This window comes from Paraglaciecola sp. 20A4 (assembly GCF_011378905.1).
Lineage (GTDB): Bacteria > Pseudomonadota > Gammaproteobacteria > Enterobacterales > Alteromonadaceae > Paraglaciecola.
In genome coordinates this window covers 1-1,126 of record NZ_WTPY01000072.1, presented here as the reverse complement: position 1 = coordinate 1,126, position 1,126 = coordinate 1, and the positions used below count along the sequence as shown (strand labels likewise).

The following is a 1,126-nucleotide window of genomic DNA, read 5'->3' as shown; positions in this document are numbered from 1 at the left end:
CTTTTAGGGAGTAAAGCATGTATATCGAAGCCTTCACAGCCCACTTTGGCCAATTATCCGACACCCGTCAATCCGCCAAGGTTACCTATCCACTTGAGGATATTTTGTTTATTACTTTGTGTGGTGTTGTCGCTGGAGCCGAAGGTTGGAGCGAGATCCGCGATTATGCCGATGGTCACATAGAATGGTTCCAGCAACATGGTTTCTTGAGAGATGGCGTACCTGTCGATGACACTATTGCTCGTACCATTTCACGTATTGACCCTGAGCAGTTCAGAGCCTGCTTTATCCAATGGATGCAGGCCGTACATGAAAGTACCGAAGGGCAATTGATTGCAATTGACGGTAAAACGCTGCGAAGCTCTTATCAACGTGGTGATCGCCAATCGACCATACACATGGTCAATGCGTTTGCTTGTGCTAATAAAGTGGTTTTAGGTCAGGTTAAAACTTCAGAGAAATCAAACGAAATAACAGCCATTCCTGAGCTTATTCAGTTACTTGATATCAAAGGAACGCTCGTGTCGATAGACGCTATGGGCTGCCAAACCAGCATTGCAGAAGAAATAGTGGCACAAGGTGGGGACTATTTGTTCACGCTCAAAAGTAATCAAGAAACGCTCTGTAAGGCCGTGGTCAATGCGTTTGCTGAGACACGCAAAGCACCGCTTGGTGGATTAACATTTGAGCAAAAACGTGGTCGCATAGAAGCTCGCACTTATCATGTGTTAAAGGCCGAAGAAGTGAGCAAAATGTTCCCGCAGTGGCCACAGTTAAAAACGCTCGGTATGAGCATGAGCTTTCGCCAACAACAAGACAAAGCGCCCGAACTGACGTACCGCTACCATATCAGCTCAGCGTCTTTAAGCGAGAAGCAATTAGCGGAAGCAGTACGCTCCCACTGGGCTGTAGAGAATAGCTTGCACTGGGTATTGGATGTCAGTATGGGTGAGGATGCCTGCCATATACACCAAAATCATGGTGCGGAAAACTGGTCAATGCTACGGCACCTAGCGTTAAATATGTTGCGTGCTGAGTCGTCAAAAGGCAGCATACCTGCCAAGCAAAAGCGTGCTTGGATGAAAGCCAATTATCTGGAAGCTGTATTAACAGCGGGATTCAGTAG

The 1,126-nt window shown here is 46.9% G+C and carries 1 protein-coding gene; it reads left to right on the top strand.

The window, feature by feature from the left end:
- Window positions 1–17: 17 nt before the first annotated feature.
- A partial coding sequence (locus GQS54_RS22860; RefSeq protein WP_166426222.1) for an ISAs1 family transposase occupies window positions 18–1,126 on the top strand: 1,109 nt, incomplete at its 3' end.